Source organism: Acetatifactor aquisgranensis (assembly GCF_943193215.1).
GTDB classification, from domain to species: Bacteria; Bacillota; Clostridia; order Lachnospirales; family Lachnospiraceae; genus Acetatifactor; species Acetatifactor aquisgranensis.
This window is the reverse complement of sequence record NZ_CALPDH010000029.1, coordinates 1-14,705: the sequence shown is the minus strand read 5'-3', so window position 1 is coordinate 14,705 and position 14,705 is coordinate 1. Positions and strand designations below refer to the sequence as shown.

At 41.6% G+C, this 14,705-nt stretch carries 20 protein-coding genes; 4 read left to right on the top strand and 16 right to left on the bottom strand.

Annotation, left to right across the window (positions count from 1 at the left end; all coding sequences use genetic code 11):
- Positions 1–134: 134 nt before the first annotated feature.
- From gap to tpiA, 3 genes are all read left to right on the top strand, one after another.
- Positions 135–1,148 (top strand): type I glyceraldehyde-3-phosphate dehydrogenase, encoded by a 1,014-nt coding sequence (gene gap / locus NFS35_RS21285; RefSeq protein ID WP_251209085.1) that lies wholly within the window; start codon positions 135–137, stop codon positions 1,146–1,148.
- 100 nt (positions 1,149–1,248) lie between these two features.
- The gene (locus NFS35_RS21280; protein WP_251209084.1) at positions 1,249–2,472 is read left to right on the top strand and encodes a phosphoglycerate kinase; all 1,224 of its coding nucleotides are present in this window, start codon (positions 1,249–1,251) and stop codon (positions 2,470–2,472) included.
- Positions 2,473–2,776: 304 nt separating this feature from the next.
- On the top strand, positions 2,777–3,526 hold the full coding sequence (gene tpiA / locus NFS35_RS21275; protein WP_251209083.1) for a triose-phosphate isomerase: 750 nt from the start codon (positions 2,777–2,779) through the stop codon (positions 3,524–3,526).
- 713 nt (positions 3,527–4,239) lie between these two features.
- Here the strand turns inward: tpiA and NFS35_RS21270 are convergent.
- The 14 genes from NFS35_RS21270 to NFS35_RS21210 form a co-directional block, all read right to left on the bottom strand.
- Positions 4,240–4,458 carry a helix-turn-helix domain-containing protein gene (locus NFS35_RS21270; RefSeq protein WP_251209082.1) on the bottom strand — a complete coding sequence of 73 codons (219 nt, stop codon included), beginning with the start codon at positions 4,456–4,458 and terminating at the stop codon, positions 4,240–4,242.
- Between the two features lie 414 nt (positions 4,459–4,872).
- The gene (locus NFS35_RS29115) at positions 4,873–5,001 is read right to left on the bottom strand and encodes a hypothetical protein (protein WP_275564723.1); all 129 of its coding nucleotides are present in this window, start codon (positions 4,999–5,001) and stop codon (positions 4,873–4,875) included.
- A 255-nt stretch (positions 5,002–5,256) separates the two neighbouring features.
- Complete coding sequence (locus tag NFS35_RS21265) at positions 5,257–6,480, bottom strand: site-specific integrase (protein WP_251209081.1); 1,224 nt, start codon at positions 6,478–6,480, stop codon at positions 5,257–5,259.
- A gap of 107 nt (positions 6,481–6,587) precedes the next feature.
- The gene (locus tag NFS35_RS21260; protein ID WP_172547130.1) at positions 6,588–6,785 is read right to left on the bottom strand and encodes an excisionase; all 198 of its coding nucleotides are present in this window, start codon (positions 6,783–6,785) and stop codon (positions 6,588–6,590) included.
- A gap of 2 nt (positions 6,786–6,787) precedes the next feature.
- Positions 6,788–7,672, bottom strand: coding sequence for a DNA adenine methylase (locus NFS35_RS21255; RefSeq protein ID WP_275564722.1), 885 nt, complete (start codon positions 7,670–7,672; stop codon positions 6,788–6,790).
- A gap of 17 nt (positions 7,673–7,689) precedes the next feature.
- Positions 7,690–8,370 carry a hypothetical protein gene (locus tag NFS35_RS21250; RefSeq protein WP_251209079.1) on the bottom strand — a complete coding sequence of 227 codons (681 nt, stop codon included), beginning with the start codon at positions 8,368–8,370 and terminating at the stop codon, positions 7,690–7,692.
- A 373-nt stretch (positions 8,371–8,743) separates the two neighbouring features.
- Positions 8,744–8,887, bottom strand: coding sequence for a hypothetical protein (locus NFS35_RS21245; RefSeq protein WP_251209078.1), 144 nt, complete (start codon positions 8,885–8,887; stop codon positions 8,744–8,746).
- Between the two features lie 391 nt (positions 8,888–9,278).
- Positions 9,279–9,476: a hypothetical protein gene (locus NFS35_RS21240; RefSeq protein ID WP_251209077.1), complete on the bottom strand. Its 198-nt coding sequence runs from the start codon at positions 9,474–9,476 to the stop codon at positions 9,279–9,281.
- Positions 9,452–9,664 carry a hypothetical protein gene (locus tag NFS35_RS21235; protein ID WP_251209076.1) on the bottom strand — a complete coding sequence of 71 codons (213 nt, stop codon included), beginning with the start codon at positions 9,662–9,664 and terminating at the stop codon, positions 9,452–9,454. Before NFS35_RS21235 ends, NFS35_RS21240 begins: the two co-directional genes overlap by 25 nt.
- Before the next feature lie 314 nt (positions 9,665–9,978).
- Positions 9,979–10,167, bottom strand: coding sequence for a hypothetical protein (locus NFS35_RS21230; protein WP_251209075.1), 189 nt, complete (start codon positions 10,165–10,167; stop codon positions 9,979–9,981).
- 65 nt (positions 10,168–10,232) lie between these two features.
- Positions 10,233–10,781 carry a hypothetical protein gene (locus NFS35_RS21225; RefSeq protein WP_251209074.1) on the bottom strand — a complete coding sequence of 183 codons (549 nt, stop codon included), beginning with the start codon at positions 10,779–10,781 and terminating at the stop codon, positions 10,233–10,235.
- A 135-nt stretch (positions 10,782–10,916) separates the two neighbouring features.
- Positions 10,917–11,600: a SprT-like domain-containing protein gene (locus NFS35_RS21220; protein ID WP_251209073.1), complete on the bottom strand. Its 684-nt coding sequence runs from the start codon at positions 11,598–11,600 to the stop codon at positions 10,917–10,919.
- Positions 11,601–12,060: 460 nt separating this feature from the next.
- Positions 12,061–12,786: an SH3 domain-containing protein gene (locus NFS35_RS21215; protein WP_251209072.1), complete on the bottom strand. Its 726-nt coding sequence runs from the start codon at positions 12,784–12,786 to the stop codon at positions 12,061–12,063.
- Positions 12,783–13,238, bottom strand: a complete 456-nt coding sequence (locus NFS35_RS21210) for a hypothetical protein (protein ID WP_251209071.1) — start codon at positions 13,236–13,238, stop codon at positions 12,783–12,785. Before NFS35_RS21210 ends, NFS35_RS21215 begins: the two co-directional genes overlap by 4 nt.
- 140 nt (positions 13,239–13,378) lie before the next feature.
- Between NFS35_RS21210 and NFS35_RS21205 the strand changes: the two genes are divergently transcribed.
- Positions 13,379–13,672 carry a helix-turn-helix domain-containing protein gene (locus tag NFS35_RS21205; RefSeq protein ID WP_251209070.1) on the top strand — a complete coding sequence of 98 codons (294 nt, stop codon included), beginning with the start codon at positions 13,379–13,381 and terminating at the stop codon, positions 13,670–13,672.
- Positions 13,673–13,700: 28 nt separating this feature from the next.
- On the opposite strand, the gene NFS35_RS21200 is transcribed toward NFS35_RS21205, so the two are convergent.
- Positions 13,701–13,946 (bottom strand): hypothetical protein, encoded by a 246-nt coding sequence (locus tag NFS35_RS21200; protein ID WP_251209069.1) that lies wholly within the window; start codon positions 13,944–13,946, stop codon positions 13,701–13,703.
- Between the two features lie 335 nt (positions 13,947–14,281).
- A complete protein-coding gene (locus NFS35_RS21195; RefSeq protein ID WP_251209068.1) occupies positions 14,282–14,536 on the bottom strand; it encodes a hypothetical protein in 255 nt (84 codons plus the stop codon).
- Positions 14,537–14,705 lie beyond the last annotated feature (169 nt).

The window sequence follows — 14,705 nt, the reverse complement described above, 5'->3', positions numbered from 1 at the left end:
ATTTACATCTTGAATTATCTTCCGAGATTGGGTAAAATATCCTTGTTGATAAAAGTTTGACAATCCGGCATGTCCCGCGAAAATCGGACAAGGATTGTCGAAACAGATAAAATATATTTTAGGAGGGAACTAAAATGGCAGTAAGAGTAGCAATCAATGGTTTTGGCCGTATTGGCCGTCTGGCATTCAGGCAGATGTTTGATGCTGAAGGGTATGAGGTAGTTGCTATCAACGATCTGACCAGCCCCAAGATGCTGGCTCACCTGTTGAAGTATGACTCTTCTCAGGGCAAGTACAAATATGCTGATTCCGTAGTGGCAGGCGAGGACAATATCACCGTAAACGGCAAGACCATCACTATCTACAAAGAGGCTGACGCTTCCAAGCTTCCCTGGGGCGAGCTGAAGGTTGACGTTGTTCTGGAGTGCACAGGCTTCTATACCTCCAAGGACAAGGCATCCGCACACATCACCGCCGGTGCGCGCAAGGTTGTTATCTCTGCTCCTGCAGGAAACGATCTTCCTACCATCGTATACAATGTAAACCATGACACACTGAAGGCTGAGGATACCGTTATCTCTGCTGCTTCCTGCACCACCAACTGCCTGGCTCCCATGGCGAAGGCCCTGAACGACTTCGCTGCTATCCAGAGCGGTATCATGACCACCGTGCACGCTTACACCGGCGACCAGATGATTCTGGACGGACCTCAGAGAAAGGGCGATTTGAGAAGAAGCCGCGCAGGCGCCTGCAACATCGTTCCCAACTCCACCGGCGCTGCAAAGGCTATCGGCCTTGTCATCCCTGAGCTGAACGGCAAGCTGATCGGCTCCGCACAGCGCGTACCTACCCCTACAGGCTCCACCACCATCCTGGTAGCGGTTGTCAAGGGCGAGGTCACCAAGGAAGGCATCAATGCCGCTATGAAGGCTGCCGCAACCGAGTCCTTCGCTTACAACGAGGATGAGATTGTATCCTCCGATGTCATCGGCAGCACCTACGGCTCCATCTTCGATGCGACCCAGACCATGGTTTCCAAGATGGAAGACGGCAACTCCCTGGTACAGGTTGTTTCCTGGTATGACAATGAGAACAGCTACACCTCTCAGATGGTTCGTACCATCAAGTATTTCAGCGAGCTTGGCTAAGTGTGGGAAGATTTAACGACCTATAGGGGTCCGGTCTTAAGGACCGGGCCCTGTTTCAATTTATGATGTAATATAATGTAAAATGGAGGTACTGGAAAAAATGGGCTTGAACAAGAAATCCGTTGATGACATCAACGCAAAGGGAAAGAGAGTTCTGGTTAGATGTGACTTTAACGTTCCTTTGAAGAACGGCGAGATTACAGATGAGACACGTATCGTGGCAGCTCTGCCTACAATCAAGAAGCTGATTGACGACGGCGGCAAGGTAATCCTCTGCTCCCATCTGGGCAAGGTGAAGGAAGGCCCCAACGAGAAGGAGTCTCTGGCGCCTGTGGCCAAGAGACTGTCCGAGAAGCTGGGCAAGGAAGTGGTGTTCGTGGCTGACTACAACGTGACCGGCGAAGCGGCTACCAAGGCGGTGGAAGCTATGAAAGAGGGAGATGTGGTGCTGCTCCAGAACACCCGTTTCCGCGGCAAGGAAGAGACCAAGAACGGTGAGGAGTTCAGCAAAGAGCTGGCTGACCTGGCTGATTTGTATGTATGCGATGCCTTCGGTTCCTCCCACAGGGCCCATGCGTCCGTTGAGGGCGTCACCAAGTGCATCACCGCAAAGGGCGGCGAGAACGCGGTAGGCTATCTGATGCAGAAGGAAATCAATTTCCTGGGCAACGCGGTGGAGAATCCCGTAAGGCCTTTCGTTGCTATCCTGGGCGGCGCTAAGGTGGCGGATAAGCTGAACGTCATCTCCAACCTGCTGGAGAAGTGCGATACCCTGATCATCGGCGGCGGCATGGCTTACACCTTCCTGAAGGCAAAGGGCTATGAAATCGGAAACTCTCTGGTGGACAATGAGAAGATTGACTACTGTAAGGAAATGATGGAGAAAGCCGAGAAGCTGGGCAAGAAGCTGCTGCTTCCCGTGGACTCCGTCACCGTAGCCGGATTCCCCAATCCCATCGATGCTCCCGTGGAAGTGGAGAACTACGATGTGGAGAACATGCCCGCGGACAGAGAGGGCTGCGATATCGGGCCTAAGACCGCGGCTATGTACGCGGACGCTGTGAAGAGCGCGAAGACCGTGGTATGGAACGGGCCTATGGGCGTGTTCGAGAATCCTACCCTGGCAGCCGGCACTATCGCAGTGGCCAAGTCCCTGGCCGAGACCGATGCCACCACCATCATCGGCGGCGGCGATTCCGCGGCGGCCGTGAACCAGCTGGGATTCGGCGACAAGATGAGCCACATCTCCACCGGCGGCGGCGCATCCCTGGAGTTCCTCGAGGGCAAAGTCCTTCCCGGCGTTGCGGCGGCGGATGATAAATAAGAGAAGCGGCGCATTCCCAGAGTGCAAGGCTCGCAACGCCGTGGGTTGCAGCAGCAGATGACAAATAAAGAAGCGGCGAGTTCCCAGGGTGCAAGGCTCGCAACGCCGTGCGTTGCAGCGGCGGATGATAAATAAGAGAAGCGGCGCATTCCCAGGGTGCAAGGCTCGCAACGCCGTGTGTTGCAGCAGATGATAAAGCCTGAAGGAAATCTAAGCCAGCGAAGTATGCTGGCTTAGATTTTCCAAGTCAGGCTTGGTATCGCACATATTTTTTAAATATAAAGAAAAAAGAGGTATAGGTATCATGGCAAGGAAGAAGATTGTAGCCGGAAACTGGAAGATGAACATGACTCCCAGTGAGGCTGTGAAGCTTTGCGGCGAGTTGAAGGATTTGGTAAAAAGCGATAGCGTGGATGTAGTCTACTGCGTGCCCGCAATCGACATCGTGCCCGTTGTGGAGGCCGTGAAGGGAACCAACGTGGCTGTGGGCGCTGAGAATATGTACTTCGAGGAGAAGGGCGCTTACACAGGCGAGATTTCCGCGGCTATGCTGAAGGATGCGGGCGTGAAGTATGTCATCATCGGTCACTCCGAGAGAAGGGATTACTTCAAGGAGGATGACGCGCTGCTGAACAAGAAAGTGAAAAAGGCCATTGAGGCAGGCCTGACCCCGATTCTGTGCTGCGGCGAGACTCTGGAGCAGCGTGAGATGGGCGTGACCATGGACTGGATTCGTTTCCAGATTAAGTCCGATTTGGTGGGTGTGACCGCGGATCAGGTGAAAGAGATGGTCATCGCCTATGAGCCTATCTGGGCCATCGGTACAGGCAAGACCGCGACCACGGAGCAGGCCCAGGAAGTCTGCAAGGGCGTCCGTGACTGCATCGCCGAGATGTATGACGAGGCTACCGCTGCTGCGGTGCGCATCCAGTACGGCGGCTCCGTGAATGCCGGTAACGCGGCAGAACTGTTCGCGCAGCCGGACATCGACGGCGGCCTGGTGGGCGGCGCGTCACTCAAAACTGATTTCGGGCGGATCGTCAACTATAAATAAGAGTAAACGTGCACAATAACCAACACTAGATATAGGAAATAAAACCCCTATATCTAGTGTTTTTTGTTGTCCTTTACCTGTTCCCTTGAATTAACTTCTGGAAGAACTTTTGACTGATTTACAAATTATTGATAACATGATATGCATGTACAGAAAGTATTAGAAGAATTAAACTAAGAGGGGCTAACACCCCTCTTTTTTGAAATCTCTTTTAATAAATCACTTAGATAATCTAATGAATCATAATTTTTGTATTTAAAACAAAAATTTCTGCGGGCACATTTACTATTGCTACAAGGACTTTTTGCTTTTTTGCATTTTATATAATAGATAATTTTCATAATACCTATTATGATGACATAGACAGTAAAGATAAATTCTGGTAGAGTGAAGCTTGCAATGCAAATTTTCATAGTTTTATTCCCTCTTTTTAATCACTGAATTCGGATACTATATACTACAATATCGTAACACATATCAATGGATATTACAAGCATAAAATAAAGGACTAACCTTATGTAAGGAGTTAATAAAGAAGAGTTTGAAGATATAAAAAATATAACAGAAGAACAAATTAAGGAGCATCCTGAAATAGCGGAACAAATTTTATTAGAATTTTGCGTACCAGACTAAGCCTATTGTCTGATGAGTACGTACTTGGTGGGGTTATTATAGGATATACAAAGAGGAAGAACAACAGTTTTCACACAGTTTTATTCTTCCTCTTCTTTCTTATCAGGAATAAACTCACAAATGTCATCTAAAGTGCAATCCCGAAGCACATTGAGAATATTATTCAGAGTATTCACATTGACATTTCCAGTTTTCAATCTTTGAATTTGTGAACGACTTATATTTTCGTAAGTGTATAAATGATATTGTGAAATTCCTCTTTCTTTAAGAATCTGAAACAACTTGTCGAACTTTATCATCTTTTTTCCTCTTGCACTTGCTTTTCTATCAATATACCCCTAAAGTAGGTACTACTGTAGAGTACAAAAACAGGTACGGGCCTGAAAACAGGTATTATTTGATTGTTTCTAGATTTAATAAAATTATGCATATGAAGAAATAGAAATATAAAGAGGATAAAAAGATAGATAACAGAGCTACAAGAGAGAAAGAAGAATCAGCATTGAAACTGATAGCAAGAGGAAAACTCATATTTGAGGAAATCGCTGAGGACTTGGAACTTCCGGTAGAACGTGTTGAGGAATTGGCTAATTTTCAGCTAATATAAAAATCTGATAGTCAAAAATAAGTTACCTACCACCTTTTAGGGATTAAGGGAAAGTAGGGCTCACTCCAATTAGGGATACAGACGAATTGGAGTGAGTTTTGTGGTTTTACCAGTACTCGTCCACTGCTCTGCAGACATAATCGTATGCCTCAGAAAATGCCATAAACCTGGTACCAGCTTCATCAATGCCCGCCTTAATGCCGTTCTCGTCGCAGGAAATCGCCATATCGTTCATATGAACCGCCAGATTCAGGAAATTGCCATCCTCGTGTAATGTTGCCGTGGCATATAAATAAAATTTTTATCATGGTTTCCATATCTCCTTATATCTTGGTATATCTTGGTTTTTCCTTATGTTTTCAAGGTTTTCTCTCTGACCTCAAAAACTCTATACGTCCTATATCATAGCATATCTTCCTATATCTTGTCCTCCAAAATAGGTAAAAAAAGAGTAAATTGCCCCCTTTTTTACCTATCCCAGAGGTAAATTCTACCTCGCTTTCTTCATTTTCTCTTCCAGTTCCCGTATCTCTTTCTCCACGTCCTCATACTCATAATGAGTATAATATTGCAACGTGGTTCTAATATCAGAGTGTCCCATAAGGTACTGCATGGTTTTGGGGCTTACTCCGTCTCTCACCCTGTTCGTGCAGTATGTATGCCTGCATGTATAAGGTGTTATCGGCGGCAATTCTTCTTTGTATGTCCGGTTGTACTTCCCCAGAGCATCTTTGAAATAGTGCTCCCAGTGCAGTGCAAGACACGGCATATTATTCTTATCAAATATCAGAAAACCGCTTATACCGTCTATCATTGACTCCACCTTTATTTTTTTTCTTTTGTGTATCAGTTCTTTAAAGCACTGATAGACACCTTCTGTCATTGGCAGATCCCTTTCCCCGTTCTTTGTTTTAGGTCTTTCTATAATGTATTTCCCATCTCTTGTACGCTGTAACTGTTTATCTATATGTATCTTCCTCTCTTTCATATCTAAGTCTGACAACGTAAGACCACAAAACTCTGACACCCTCATGCCAGTTTTAAACAGGATATACATACCCTCATAATACTGGCAGTAATGTTTGTCATTTTTAACAAAATCCAAAAACAGACGCTCCTGTCTTTGAGAAATCACTGCTCCTGACTTACTATCGTTGTAAATGACCTCCTTCAATTCCCAGTCAAAAGGATTTTTCCGTATCAGGTCATCTACAACAGCCATACGGAAAGCAGGTCTTAATACCCCACGTATACTTGCTATGGCACTGAAACTCTTTTTATCTTCCGTCTGTAGCTTCTGTAACCAGAGCTTTGTGTCAGACTGTTTAACCTTATCAATACGCAGGCTTCCAAATGCCTCTTTTTCAAGGAGATTCAGCACTGTCTTATATCCCGCCAACGTATTGTGACGGACATTATTACTTTTAACTGACACATATCTTTGTGTCAACCCTAATACCGTGACATCCCCACCATGGTATGCCACTTCCTCATTGAGAGATTTCAGTATTTCTTTCTCTTTTTCTCTCAATGACTTACAATCTCTTGCACCAGCAGGAAGTTTGTCTGTCGGCTCCAACTTCCTGCTGTATACATAATGGTTTTTTCCGTCTTTTCCCTTGTATGTATACAGATAACTTCCGTCCTGACGTTGCTGTTCGCCAGTACGCAATATGCGTCCTTTGCTATCTCTTCTCTTATTATCTTTGCTCATACCAATTTACCTCCGAATCAAATTTTTTTACTGCCCCCTCTTTCGAGGGGGTCATTCTATCGGAATCTCAATAAAAGTGCAAGCACTTTTTTATCAAAATATGTATTTTAAATTGAAGAAGTATTATCTATAAACTCTTCAAACTTTCTTCTCTTTATTAAGTATTTTGTGCCATTTGTCATTATGTACTCGGCACTTTTATTTTCATCTATAAGCTTCCTTAACTTCTTATCGCCTATGTTGAAATACTCACAGGCTTCTGAAATTGTTAACGTGTATTTCTCTGCAATTCTTATTTTTTCCATGCTTACGAACCTCCAATACTATTTAATGTTGAATATTCTTTCAGACTAATATAATAGCCTGACCAAATCGGAAGTTCGTAATTGCACCAGACATATTCTGTTGCAATATCTCTTGTAGCTTTGTTTTGCGCTGATTTTGGAACATCCATCAGCTTGTAGCACTTCCACCCATAAGGCAGAAGATAAGCATCATAAAGGTCTGTTCCTTTTTCTGCTTTATATCCACACAGCAAAATCTTTGCTTTTGCGTTCCTTATTATCTTTAATAATCTTATCTGTTGTATTTCTGATAATTCACATTTGTATATTTTATTTGCATTTTTCCCTCTCAAATCGTGGCGGTAGGGTGGATCAAGAAATGCAAATACTTTTTCATTGTCAACGTAGCACTCTAATAAATCTAAAGCATCTACATTGAAAATCTTAACATGTTCCAGACGTTCATATACTCCTGGCAGATTGTCAAGCATATCCTGATGATATAATTCAGTACTTGCATATCCCCCTTTGCTAAATGAACTTCTGGCAGCGTTGAAACTCTGGCTTATCATTATGTAAGTCAAGACAGCTTTTTCAATGCTGTTGTACCCTATGAAATTGTGCTTTTGTTCTTCCCTTACGACATTGAACAGCTTCCTGTCGTAGGGAACGTTTAATAGTCTTTTTATCAGCTCCTTTCCCTTTTCTCTGTCTGCCATAACCGCAAACAGATTGGCTATATCCCCATCCAGATCGTTAATTATCTCCACTGGACTCCTGATGTGATTCAAAGCTAACGCTCCGGAGCCAACAAAAGGCTCCAGATAAATTTTATGTTCCGGAATGAGGGCTTCCAGTTTTTCCAACATACGGATTTTTCCCCCGTACCAACGAAAAAACCTGTTCATTATATATTACCTCCCTCTTATAATTCGTTGATATTGATACTTTCGTCGGCATCATCAATAATTACATTTCCATTTTCATCTAAAGGAATCCTTATCACATAATAGTTCGTAGGGATTCCATTGACTTTTACTTTCTTGTCATATGTTCTGCCCTTTCCATTTTCTAAAATCCCATTCCGCTTTAACATTTTCAAAACCTCAATGCGGCTCCAACCCATTTCCCTGTTTTCAGAAATGAATGAAGAAAATGAGGTTGTTCTGACATACACTTTATTCTCTTTCGTGAAACAGTCAGGAACTATAAACGTTCCTCCCTCTGTTTTTATCAATTCGTTTATGCGATTTTTCAAAAACTCCTGCAGCTTCTCAAAAACTTCGTCTTTCGTAACTTTGTCTGACGTTTCCAGTATATCTTCTGGTAGCTTTGTCAAAAGGCTTTCTATTTCTCGTTTTATGATTTTTAAATCCTCATCACAAAACGTTGCCGCATAGCCTTTAAGCCAGTCCAGCGCTCCTGTTCCGTGATTCATAATTTTGCTTTTTTGAATCACGACACTATCAGAAACTCTGCCGTCTGGTATTTGCACTGCCACCAGCGCAGACAATCGCAAAGTTGCTTTATCCCTTTCAACACGTCCCAAAATTTTGTGTTGTTTTTTTTCGAAAAGTATGATATAGTTGTTTTTGCTGTTATCCATTTTGTTTCCTCCTTAATTCTGGAAACATACTACCAGTTTTCAAGGACAAAGTCCATTCGCAGAAACACAATCTTGCAAAATCCCAAAAAATCTATAATTTTGCGTATACATTATGTTTTGTTTTGATATGCAGATATCAGAGAATTGAAATACATACATTTTAGAACACAGGTTCTATTTTTGTGCAATACGCACAACCCAAACGTATGTTGTGGCAAATATCACCATTCTACACGCATTTTTTGTTTTGTAATTGTAAAATATTCACCAATCATCTAATCTCTATCATTTTCTTGCTATGCCACATGCTTTTTCCAACTTGTTAAAAAAATGAATCCATTTAAAAAAATCAACTGCCTGCAACTCCTGCTTATCATTGAACTTTTCTTTTTCTTCTGAACCTGTTACCCCTCATATGCAGACATTGGCTTCCCCATAGGAATCTCTTTTTTATAAATACTGATTTCTTGATATGTATTCCTTTATAGTCATTCTCAATAACTCCCTCAATCTCCATGACCGGGATATCCATATCAACAAACCTATATCATGCAGTCAACTACAAACCTTTAAACCATCATCAGCCAGACTGCCCCCTGTTTTCCTAACCAGTCCATACAAAGCCCCCTCTTTCATTTATCCCCATGCAATCCACCTGTCCCATACAAAAATTTATATCCACGCAGAAAACCTTTATCCATCTACTTTTTCACAAAAATATATATCCATCACTTTCAGCCCAAACTTACAATTTTAGAAAAATTTATAAAATTCATGATATCCGTATTCAGAAATGCAAAAAACATACACATGACATAAAATGCAGAATCAAACCTATCCATTTATTTTCTCCATAAACGTACACATGAAAAAAGACAGCCACCCTGTAAGCAACTGCCTTTTTGTATTCAGATACTTTTCCGCAACCGTTTTCTGTATGCGGTACATACCTCATTGGCAAGTTCCATATTGTCATTTAACTGGCAATCGTCAGGAACTTCCAGATATGCCACCTGTCGGCTCTGCCCCATAGATGGCACAACGAGGAAAATACCTATCTTGTTCCCCTCTATTTTGGGTACTAATCGAAATGATGTATTTCCCATCCATCAAGCCCTCCTTTCTCCGCTCCGTACTGCTCCGAGAGAATTTGCTGAAACTCCCTCCCGACCGCTTGCGACAGCCTGTATACTGGCAGGCAGTCAATATTTTCTACAAGTATGACCAACTGGTAAGTAACGGCTGTTCCACCCTCACCGCCTATTCTGAATCCTTGTTTAAACTCATGCTTCATATGTTTCTTTCTCCTTTCAAAAATTATTTTTTAATTACACCCCCTTTTCACTTCCATGTATTCTGATATGACACTATGAATAATTTCCACTGAATACAGCCAGACATAAAAAATGGCTTATCCTTTTTATCAGATAAACCATTTTAGAAAATGACACCTTATTTATTCATCATCCTCTTCCAACTCTTTTAATGCCCTTGCCACCATCCACTTTATCAGACCTGTAAACTCTTTGAATAACCAGATAATACAGCAGATACTCACAAGCACCAGACTGATTATTATAATTGAAATTTGACAATCCATGCACATACTCATTTCCCCTTTTTTTGAATAATTCTTTCTATGGTTTCCTTCGCTCCCAACAATGCGTTTTCCTCATAAAAATAAGGACTGCTTTCCATGATGCCCTCACCGTCCATACTGAAAACACAAAATACATATCCCTTTTCAATGTTGCTCCAGAATACCTTTATTTCATATCCTTTATACAGTTCAATCATTTCTCCATGCACCTCTCTAAATCCTCTCTGGAACCCTCTGGAACCTCTTTAAACCCCTTAATCAATCAGGCGCCCACTGTTTCCAATGGACGCCCCTGAACTCTTCCAGAACCCTTATTCTTTTTCTCACCACCCTCTTTTTTCTCTGCCTGCTTTGTTTCCTCTGCTTTCTCATATTCCAGAGGAGCCAGCTCAATCTTATCATCAGTCAGCCTTGCACCGCCGGAAATAATTCCCAGCCGAAGGTATGCCCTTACGTCCGACTCATTGAATGCCGTCTGCTCGAATTTTGTTGAGATGCAGTCATAATATGTAACTCCCTTTTCCTCATGACTGCCGATTACGATATAGAACACATTCGCCATGACGCTTTCATTTTCAATCATGGGAGTAAAGTTTCCGCAATACCGATGCTCCATAATGTTTGTTGTGAAAAATCCCTCCGCATCCGACACCAGTTCATTGTCTTTCACTGTCAGACCACAAACTTTCTGACCGGACTTTAACATGCCCTTGATCTGGTTTCCAGTGTACTCCATGACCTCTTTACCGTTCCATACGCTCCATGCCTGCTCCCTTGCTCCCAGCATTTCCCTTCTTACTACAACTCTCATTTTACACATTTTGTTTTCCTCTCTTTCTTATGTTTTATTATTTATTTCCTTAACTTCAATTACATCTTAACGCTGATTACACGATAAATCTATTGACGGAATGCAAGGAGATAAACCACATGAAAACACTGATTTTCAGGGCATTTGTAGAGGATTTTTTGATTCCTGTTCCTCTTTCACCATCTGCACCATACAATCAAGACATGCAATATTTACATCTTTTGTAGCCCTCACAGAATTACCACATTTAGGACATATATATTTTCTTGTACTTGATTTCTTTTTAGGCTTTTTCCCTTTTGTTCCTGTTAAACCATTTCCATTATCTCCGTCACTTTCAGCATCCCCACCAGTCCACTCAAAGGCACCTTTACGCACATAATCTATTTGAGAATCCAGATTATATTTTTTTATTGTTTCTATCAGTTTTTCTGTTGGCTCCGTCACGCTCCAACCTGTACTCTCATGGTAACTGATTTTTAAATCTCTCTTTTCCGCAATCTCTTTAAACCTCTTATTATGATACCGATAATTATTTGACGTATCTTTTATATTGTTTTCCATAGCGTACAAATGACAGCACTCATGCAAAAGAGTAGCAATAATATTTTCAACTGGTCTGTTAAGGTATTCAGCAGATATATTGATTTCGTGGTAGGAATCCCAGTTGTCCTGCCAGACTTTCCCCACTGTAATATGACCGTATGCACGTTGAGAAGATTGTATAGTTATAACTGCCTCCGGTAACTTATCCTCAAAATAAACCTTGTTCAATATCCGATATGCCCTTTCCAAAAACTCATTATGTTCTGATAACATAAGCATGACCTCCAATCGCTTTTTATTTTCCATTGGAGGTCATGCCCTTTTTATGGTATTTTTAAGGTGCACTTTTAAGTCTATAAAATTAAGGAACTCTTATATTTTATACAATGTATGAATCCACATTTTACTCATAATGAAATTATCTTCCAGACATACTTTATCAACATAATGCGGGAGACAGCCTAATGTATACTGATAAGCCAGATTTTTTTATCAACTTGTACAACTCAATTTTCCCATAATGTACAGCCCATTTTTATATGTTGATTGTTGCTATTTTTTCATAAGGAATTTTTTCAGATAGCACAGATAAACAGATACAGCATATCAATTTTTACACACTGTACAGCAGATATGTATTTATCAATCTTATTAACAGAAATCGCTCATGTGAGTAAGAAGTTTGTACAGGGTCAACAATTAGATGCTGACCCTGTAACGGATTGTTATTTAATTAAAATCCTGAATAGTCTATTACACCACCGTATACTGCATCATTTCCGTATTGATCCTGACCCATTACATGCCCTATTTCTGGCTCACCAGCAGGTGCGCCACCACCATCGTTGCCACCGCCACCATTGCCACCACCGTTACCACCGCTAGACTGTTGCCCACTTCCACCACCAGAGGACTGTTGCACAACAGCCTTTTCCATACCTAACAGCTTGCCACTGATATAAACATCACCTTCAGACTGCTCCACTCTAAACCAGTCATTGGCTGTTTTACCAGTCACATGCACTTGCGTATTCGTACTAAATGTTGTCACCACCTCAAAATCTGTACTATCTCCACTCCTTGCATTAGCTGATGTCTGAACGTACATCTGCAAATCAAGTTCCTCAACAATCTCTATGCCTGTTGATTCTTCTGAACTTTCTTCCTCCGGGCTTTTCTCAACCTCTGATGTACTTTCTTCATTTTCTGTACTTTCCACACTTTCCTCAACAGGCTTTTCCGTAGGCTCAACAGCGGGAGAGGGTGTAGGCTCCTTGCTCTCTGAACTTTCAGAACTTTCCATGCTCTCCGAACTCTCCACACTTTCCGCCTGTTTTTCCTCACTTACTGTCTCCGTAGGCTCTGCGCTCACTGGCTCCGCCTGCTTGCCACAACCACACATTGACAATGTAAGGGCAGTAATAATAATTGCTGACTTGAATAATTTCCTGTTTCTCATTTCTTCATCACCTTTCCTATAAACTTAAACAGACTTCCTACTGTATCAAATACTCCACCGCTGACATCCAATTCGCTCAACAGACTGAAATTGAAAAGACTGCAATCCTTAAAAAGTATGACTTTCTCACCAGATGAAACTTTCTTTTGAATCTCATGTTCAAATTCATCAAGCACAGCTTCCCCTCTTGGAGTGATGCCTTCCACTTCTGGTATCCTGTCAGCTTTTATATGTTCCTCTGTTCCATCTGACAGGAGATAACCTGTTTCTGTCAGCTTGCAGATATCTGATACAAGCTGCTTGTGTTCTTCATCGGATAAACTCTCTTCCAAAGTCCAGATTACTTCACTAAGGCTTGAAAGGTTCTCATGCTCGTCTGTAACAAATTCCTCCAATGACCGAATCAGTATCAATGTCTCTAACTGTTCTTTTGTAATATCCTGTGTATTCATGTACTTTTTCCTTTCGTTGACTGGTTTATTTACCGTTGATTATAGCACCTTTTGGCAGGGTCTGCAATCATTAGTTAATGTTGCAATCAATACTTCCGCCCTTTCCTGTATGCTATACACAAAAAGGAGACAGCAGACACATGATATACGGATTGGCAAAGAAACTAACACTGTTGCGTCAACAACATAAACTTTCACAGTCAGAGGTTGCCAGACGGCTTAACATTTCTTCCTCCGCTGTCTCTGCTTTTGAGGCAGAACAGATATCTCCATCACTGGAAACCCTTGTAAAACTTGCTAACCTGTACCATGTGTCAACAGACTATCTCCTTGGGGTAGACTATCCCAGAGACAAAGCTGTCCTTGATACTTCCGGCTTGAATAAACAGCAACTGACTGTATTACAGAATCTAATTGATGTAATGAAACAATAGGGTACACCCCATGAGCAGGGTGTACCTCTTATACTTTTCTCAACTTATCAAGCGTTTTATGTAATTCTGCCATATCACCAGCCCGCAACACTTCCAGATATGTTCTGACCGTATCCATCATTCCTGTCTCGTAACAATTCTCCTGTCTGTAAAAGTTCTCCATACCCAACAGCACAAAAAACAAAGTACCATCTATGCACCTCATTTTCCTTTCTATCTCTTCCATGTAATCATCAGCACGTCTGAGATACCTCCTCACTTTTTCTTTCTTCATTTCTTATGTACTCCTTTCCTTTAAAAATATTTTGGAATGGAATCATAACGCCGGGGCTAATCGAATACAAGCCCCAAAAATAAACCTTTTCCAATCTTTCAAATATACCTGTACTTCCACAATGCACCCCCCTCATTTTTCTGTGTGACAGATTTCAAATATACTTTCCTGTTTTCTACGCATTACCACATTTCAAATACACTTTACATATTCCCATATGTACCCTTTTCCCATACTCTTATTATCCATAAGTTCCCCTGTCAATCATCATGTAAAGCAGTACACTCATATCACACTCTTAGAGGGGAGGAGGACAATTATATATCAAATAAACGTCATTTCTGCGGTACTATTTCCAATAACATTATGAATAACTCTCCACCACATAAAGAAAGGGCGAAAGAACAAATGTTTTCTCTCACCCAAATCATTGCTCCTGTTTTGGGAACTGGGAACCGTTTCAACCTTACAGCACTATAAAATTCCACACCATGCCCTCTGCAAATCACCCATTTTTTGTTTTCCAAAATAGGAGCATATTTTTTCCAAATTAGAAGTTTGATTTTTCCAAAATAGAAGCCCCCTTTCATTTTTTCTCTTTCTTTTTATACTCTTTTATCACATTGTAAACGGTGGATTTTGAACATCCACGAAACTCTACTATTTTTTTTACTGTAAATCCTCCTCCCTATAATGTCAAGTGATTTTCCTTAAAAAATCAAGGAATTTTAAGTTTCATATCTCAGATGAATGAGCCAA